At 71.2% G+C, this 6,501-nt stretch carries 5 protein-coding genes; 2 read left to right on the forward strand and 3 right to left on the reverse strand.

Annotation, left to right across the window (positions count from 1 at the left end; all coding sequences use genetic code 11):
- Nucleotides 1–524: aminotransferase class III-fold pyridoxal phosphate-dependent enzyme (locus CCN56_RS12755; RefSeq protein WP_143664510.1), on the reverse strand; the 524-nt coding region annotated here is incomplete at its 3' end.
- A 327-nt stretch (nt 525–851) separates the two neighbouring features.
- On the opposite strand from CCN56_RS12755, the gene CCN56_RS12760 reads away from it, so the two are divergent.
- Both CCN56_RS12760 and CCN56_RS12765 read left to right on the forward strand, forming a co-directional pair.
- On the forward strand, nt 852–2,027 hold the full coding sequence (locus CCN56_RS12760) for a serine protease (RefSeq protein WP_041131601.1): 1,176 nt from the start codon (nt 852–854) through the stop codon (nt 2,025–2,027).
- Nucleotides 2,028–2,145: 118 nt separating this feature from the next.
- Nucleotides 2,146–3,312 carry a serine protease gene (locus tag CCN56_RS12765; protein WP_086826544.1) on the forward strand — a complete coding sequence of 389 codons (1,167 nt, stop codon included), beginning with the start codon at nt 2,146–2,148 and terminating at the stop codon, nt 3,310–3,312.
- A gap of 70 nt (nt 3,313–3,382) precedes the next feature.
- Here CCN56_RS12765 and hflX read toward each other — a convergent pair whose 3' ends face one another.
- Together hflX and CCN56_RS12775 are read right to left on the reverse strand one after the other, a co-directional pair.
- The gene (gene hflX, locus CCN56_RS12770) at nt 3,383–4,876 is read right to left on the reverse strand and encodes a GTPase HflX (protein ID WP_086826546.1); all 1,494 of its coding nucleotides are present in this window, start codon (nt 4,874–4,876) and stop codon (nt 3,383–3,385) included.
- 194 nt (nt 4,877–5,070) lie between these two features.
- Nucleotides 5,071–6,501, reverse strand: a 1,431-nt coding sequence (locus CCN56_RS12775) for a M1 family metallopeptidase (protein ID WP_086826548.1), incomplete at its 5' end; no start/stop codon positions are given.

Raw genomic sequence — 6,501 nt, forward strand, 5'->3', positions numbered from 1 at the left:
TCGAGGGCTCCGGCCGTCATGCCGTGGTAGGCGCCGGTGAAGGCGAGGAGCCCGCTCCGGCCGGTGGCCGTCCGGACGAGCTTGAGGGCCGCCTCGACGGCGTCCGTGCCCGCCGGACCGCAGAACTGGATGCGGGCGTCGTCGGCGAGTTCACCGGGAAGGGTGGCGAACAGTTCGGAGGTGAAGGCGTCCTTGACGGGGGTGGCGAGGTCGAGGACGTGGAGGGGTGCCCCCGAGTCGAGGACCTTCCTGATGGCTTCCAGGACCACGGGGTGGTTGTGGCCGAGGGCGAGTGTCCCGGCGCCGGACAGACAGTCCAGGTAGCGGCGGCCGTCGGCGCCCTCGATGGTCAGCCCCCGGGCCCGTACGGGGACGATCGGCAGGGAGCGGGCGTAGGTGCGTGCGGCGGACTCGCGCTGGGACTGCCGGCGCAGGATGCCCTCGTGCTCGCCTCCTCGGTCCGTCGGCCGGCTCTGCGTGCGCGCGGCCGGTGGAACGGCCGGAGCTGATTCGGTCACGGCCACGGCTCGGTGTCCTCCCGCGGTAACAGTTGCGTTGCACATCGGGGCGCCGTGGAGCCGCCGCAAGGGCCGTCCCGCACGCCACCGTCGTGTCCCCCGTACGTACCAACGACGGGAACTGCCGGGGATCACGGGCCGGGAGACAGGAACTTGGCGTGTCCCGGATCACGGCACGGCAACGACCGAACGGTGCCCGGAACCGTGGACGGGGCGCGTACCGTCCCCTCCGGCACCGGCATAGTGGGGGCCGTCGGTCGTGTCCGCGAGGGGCCCGGCCGCTGTTCGCCCATGCACCATGCACCAGTTGACGTAGTCCCAGGGGGATCACGAATGCGATCGATTCGTCCGCTGCTGATGGCGGCTTCCGCCGTCGCGGCGCTGACGCTCACCGTCACGGCCTGCGGTCCGAGCGAGGAGAACGTGGGGGCGGACAAGCCCGCCGCGCCCGCGAGCCTGGACCCGAACAAGATCAAGATTCCGGAGGACCTGAAGGACCGTCTGAAGGAACACGGGATCGACCTCGACAAGTGGCGGAACGGCGAGTGGAAGAACTGGGACCGCGACAAGTGGCTGCGTGAGGCCAAGGACTTCGTCAACCCGATCATCGAGGACCTCTGGGACCCGGACCGGATGCGCGAGGCCGAGCGCCCCGACAAGCCGGTCGAGGAGGAGGACATCTCGGGCGACAAGGGTGTCACCGACCCGACGCCCGACCCGGTGAAGGCGAAGGCCGTGGCGGCGAAGTACCACGACAACGCCCCCGAGTCCGGCAAGGTCTTCTTCGACGGCCCCGAGGGCTCGATGGTCTGCTCGGCCACCGTCGTGAAGGACCCGGCGCACCCGGGCAAGTCCAACCTGGTCTGGACGGCCGGGCACTGCGTGCACAAGGGCAAGGAGGGCGGCTGGTACCGCAACATCGCCTTCGTGCCCTCGTACAACGACTCGGCGATGGAGACCTCCGCGCTGGAGAAGGCGACGCGGGAGCAGATCGCCCCGTACGGCGTGTGGTGGGCGGACTGGGTCAAGACCTCCGACCAGTGGATCGCCGAGGGCGCGTCCACCGGTGGTGCCGGTGCTCCGTACGACTTCGCGGTCATCAAGGTGACCCCGGAGAAGGGCTCCTCGGGCAAATCCCTCGAGGAGACGGTCGGTTCGGCGCTGCCGGTGGAGTTCAACGCCCCCGCGGTGCCGAAGATCGCGAGCCTGACGGCGACCGGCTACCCGGCGGCGCCGCCGTTCGACGGCCAGAAGGCGTTCCAGTGCACGGACAAGCCGGGCCGGCTGTCCCTGAAGGCCGAGCAGCCGACGATGTACCGGATCGGCTGCACGATGACCGGTGGTTCGTCCGGCGGCGGCTGGGTCGCCCAGGGGCATGACGGCAAGCCGGCGCTGGTGTCGAACACCTCGATCGGCCCGTCCACGGCGGGTTGGCTCGCGGGTCCGCGCCTCGGCCCGGAGGCCAAGGCCATCTTCGAAGAGGTCAGCAAGAAGTACGCCGGTCAGTAGGCACGGCACCACGGGGAGGCGGGACCGCCGGGTCCCGCCTCCCCGCGTGTTCCGCCCGACCGGCATACTGTGCACCGCTCATGACACGTCCATGGCAATACCAACGGGGAATACCTTCATGCGTTCCGTACGACTCATACCCGCCGCCCTCGGCCTGGTCACCGCGCTCGCGCTGACCGCCTGCGGCCCCACCGAAACCCCGGCCGACGGCAGGCCGGCCGACGGAGCGAGCAGCTCCGCACCCGCCGCCAACGGCGGCGACGCCGGTTCCGGCCTCACCAAGGACCTCGCCGACAAGCTCAAGAAGCACGGCGTCGACCTGGACAAGTGGAAGAACGGCGAGTGGAAGAACTGGGACCACGACAAGTGGCTGCGTGAGGCCGAGGACTTCGTCAACCCGGTCATCGACGGACTCTGGGACCCGGCGCGCATGCAGTCGGCGAAGAGCCCGGACCAGACGATCACCGCGCAGGCCGGCACCGGCGGCACCGACCCGACTCCCCGTCCGGTCAAGGCGCAGCGCGAGAAGACGCCGTACCACCGCAACGCGGCCCCGGTCGGCAAGATCTTCTTCGACTCGCCCGAGGGCTCGATGGTCTGCTCCGGCACCATCGTGAAGGACCCGCGCCACCCGGGGAAGTCGAACCTGGTCTGGACGGCCGGGCACTGCGTGCACGCGGGCAAGAAGGGCGGCTGGTACCGCAACATCACCTTCGTCCCGGCCTTCAACGACCTGGGCAAGTCGCCCGCCGCGCTGCAGAACGCGCAGCCGGAGGAGGTGTACCCGTACGGCCAGTTCTGGGCCGACTGGGCCTCGACCTCGGGCGAGTGGATCAACGCGGGCGGCACCAACCAGGCCTGGCCGTACGACTACGCCGTGCTGCACGTGCAGCCGGAGCGCGGTGGGAAGTCCCTGGAGGAGACCGTCGGCGTCGCCCTGCCGGTCGACTTCTCCGCGCCGACGGCCGCGCAGTCCGGGACGATGGGCGCCTGGGGCTACCCGGCGGCGCCGCCGTACAACGGCATGATCATGCACAAGTGCCTCGACCGGCCGACGCGGCTCACCACGGCCCCGGCCACGCCGACGATGTACCGGATCGGCTGCACGATGACCGGCGGCTCCTCGGGCGGCGGCTGGTTCCGCGTGCTCCCGAACGGCAAGACGGCGCTCGTGTCGAACACCTCGATCGGCCCGGCCGGCAGCAACGGCTGGCTCGCCGGACCGCAGCTGGGTCGCGGCGCCAAGGCCGTCCACGAGATGGTCAGCAAGAAGTTCGCCCACTGACCGCTGAAGCGGACACAGCGGAAGGCGCCGGCTCCTCCCGGAAGGGAGGAGCCGGCGCCTTCGCCGTTCGTCAGTGCGCGGCCGGAACGTACGGCGCGAGCAGCGCCGCCAGCTCCTCGTGCACCCGGGCCTTGAGCAGGGTGCCCTTCGGGGTGTGCTCCTCGGACTCCACCTCGCCCTCGGCGTGCACCCGCGAGACCAGACCGCCCTGCGTGTACGGCACGAGGACCTCCAGCTCGACCTCCGGGCGCGGCAGCTCGGAGTCGATGAGCCCGAGCAGCTCGTCGATGCCCTGGCCCGAGCGGGCCGAGACCACGATGGAGTGCTTCTCCATCCGCAGCAGGCGCTGGAGGACCAGGGGGTCGGCCGCGTCCGCCTTGTTGATGATGACGATCTCCGGCACGTTCACCGCGCCGACGTCGCGGAAGACCTCGCGCACGGCGGCCAGCTGCTCCTCCGGGGCCGGGTGCGAGCCGTCCACCACGTGCAGGATGAGATCGGACTCGGCGACCTCCTCCATGGTGGAGCGGAACGCCTCGACCAGGTGGTGCGGCAGGTGCCGGACGAAGCCGACGGTGTCGGCCAGGGTGTAGATCCGGCCGGTGGGCGTCTCGGCCCGGCGGACCGTCGGGTCGAGGGTGGCGAACAGCGCGTTCTCCACGAGGACGCCCGCGCCCGTGAGCCGGTTGAGCAGGGAGGACTTGCCGGCGTTGGTGTATCCGGCGATGGCGACCGACGGCACCTTGTTCCGGCGGCGCTCCTGCCGCTTGATGTCGCGGCCGGTCTTCATCTCCGCGATCTCTTGGCGCATCTTCGCCATCTTCTCGCGGATGCGGCGCCGGTCGGTCTCGATCTTGGTCTCACCGGGACCACGGGTGGCCATGCCGCCACCGCCGCCGCCACCCATCTGACGGGAGAGCGACTGACCCCAACCGCGCAGTCGCGGCAGCATGTACTGCATCTGCGCGAGCGCGACCTGCGCCTTGCCCTCTCGGGACTTGGCGTGCTGGGCGAAGATGTCGAGGATGAGGGCGGTCCGGTCGACCACCTTCACCTTGACGACGTCTTCGAGGGCGATGAGCTGGCCGGGGCTGAGCTCGCCGTCGCAGACGACGGTGTCGGCACCGGTCTCGAGCACGATGTCGCGCAGCTCGCGCGCCTTGCCCGAGCCGATGAAGGTCGCCGGGTCCGGCTTGTCGCGGCGCTGGATCACGCCGTCGAGCACGAGGGCGCCCGCCGTCTCGGCGAGGGCGGCGAGCTCCGCGAGGGAGTTCTCCGCGTCCTGCACCGTCCCGGAGGTCCAGACACCGACCAGCACGACGCGCTCCAGGCGCAGCTGGCGGTACTCGACCTCGGTGACGTCCTCGAGCTCGGTGGAGAGGCCCGCGACACGGCGCAGCGCCGCGCGCTCGGAGCGGTCGAACTGGTCGCCGTCCCGCTCTCCGTCGATCTCGTGGCTCCAGGCGACGTCCTCTTCCATCAGGGCATCGGCCCGAAGGCTCTCGGTACGGCTCGTCTCCGCGAAGCTCTGCTTGTCCTGGGAAGGGGAAGAAGAGGAGGTCATTGGATCCTTACGTCGATGAGGAGATGTGTGTCTGTGCCGGTCACAACGCCTGCGGGCGCCGGAAGATTCCCGTCCGCGGCCGCGTCGCCGACCTGAAGATGGTGTCACGGCCGCGGCGGGCCCGTCACCCGGGTTTCGGCGCGGTTCGCACCAGGCCCGTCACCCCGGTTTCGGTGCGGTCCGCGCCGATCCCGTCACCCGGCTTTCGGTGCGGTCCGCGCGGCCGGTGCGGTCCTCGTGGTCTCGACGGGGCGGCTGCGCCAGTCCGGGTGCCCGGGCATCGCCGGGGTCTTCGCCTCGTACAGCCAGCCCCGGAAGAAGGCGGTGAGGTCCCGGCCCGCGACCTCGCCGGCGAGGGCCGTGAAGTCGGCGGTGGTGGCGGTCCCGTCCCGGTGCTCGGCGACCCAGCGGCGCTCCAGGGTCCGGAAGGCCTCGGTGCCGATCTCCTGGCGGAGCGCGTAGAGGACGAGGGCGCTGCCGTCGTAGACGACGGGCCGGAAGAGGCTGATCTTGTGGTCGGGCGAGGGCGGCTCGGGGGCGGCCGGCGGTCCGCCGGCGGCCCTCCACCCGTCGGAGGCGGCGTAGGCGGCCTTCATGCGCGCCTCCAGGGACTTTCCGGCGGTCTCCTCGGCGTACAGCGCCTCGTACCAGCTGGCGTGTCCCTCGTTGAGCCACAGGTCGGACCAGGTGCGGGGCGAGACGCTGTCGCCGAACCACTGGTGGGCCAGCTCGTGGACCATGACGGAGTCGACGTACCACTCCGGGTAGGCGGGCTCGGTGAAGATGCCGCGTTCGAAGAGCGAGAGGGTCTGGGTCTCCAGCTCGAAGCCGGTGTCCGCGTCGGCGATCAGCACGCCGTACGTCTCGAAGGGGTACGGGCCGACCTGCTTCTCCATCCACTCCAGGTGGCCGGGGGTGCGGCGCAGCCAGGGCTCCATGCGCTCCCGGTCGGCGGTGGCCACCACGTCCCGTACGGGCAGCCCGTGGGGACCCGCGCGGTGGACGACGGTGGAGCGGCCGATGGAGATCTGGGCGAGCTCCGTGGCCATGGGGTGCTGGGTGCGGTACGTCCAGGTGGTGGCGCCGTGGTCGACGCGGCCCTCGGGGAGCCCGTTGGCGACGACGGTGAGCCCGCTGGGGGCGGTGATCCGGAAGGTGAAGTACGCCTTGTCCGCCGGGTGGTCGTTGGAGGGGAAGACCCGGTGGGCGGCGTCGGCCTGGTTGGCCATGGCGAGGCCGTCGCCGGTGCGGACCCAGCCGCCGGTCTCGGCGGGCCCGGTGGGGTCGCTGGTGTGGGTGACGGTGATCTCGACCTCCTCCCCCGCGTCGATGGGGACGACGGGGGTGACGACCAGGTCCTCACCGCTGGTGACGTACTCGGCGGGCAGGCCGTCGACGGTGACGGCGGAGACCGTGCCGTGGGTGAAGTCGAGGTTGAGCCGCTCCAGGTCGTCGGTGGCGCGCGCGTCGATGCGGGTGACGGCGGCGAGCGGTTTGGTGTTGTCCCCCGGATAGGCGACGTCGAGCGTGTACGCGAGGACGTCGTAGCCGGGGTTGCCGAGGTGCGGGAAGAGCGGGTCGCCGATGCCGAGCGGCGCCGGGGCGGGCAGCGCGGCGGCGACGAG

The sequence above is a fragment of the Streptomyces sp. NRRL B-24572 genome (assembly GCF_002156145.1).
Lineage (GTDB): Bacteria > Actinomycetota > Actinomycetes > Streptomycetales > Streptomycetaceae > Streptomyces > Streptomyces vietnamensis.

Excerpts from the sequence above, each read along its gene's own strand:
- CCN56_RS12760 (WP_041131601.1), top strand. The coding sequence starts at position 852 with ATGCGATCGATTCGTCCGCTGCTGATGGCGGCTTCCGCCGTCGCGGCG.
- CCN56_RS12765 (WP_086826544.1), top strand. The coding sequence starts at position 2,146 with ATGCGTTCCGTACGACTCATACCCGCCGCCCTCGGCCTGGTCACCGCG.
- hflX (WP_086826546.1), bottom strand. The coding sequence starts at position 4,876 with ATGACCTCCTCTTCTTCCCCTTCCCAGGACAAGCAGAGCTTCGCGGAG.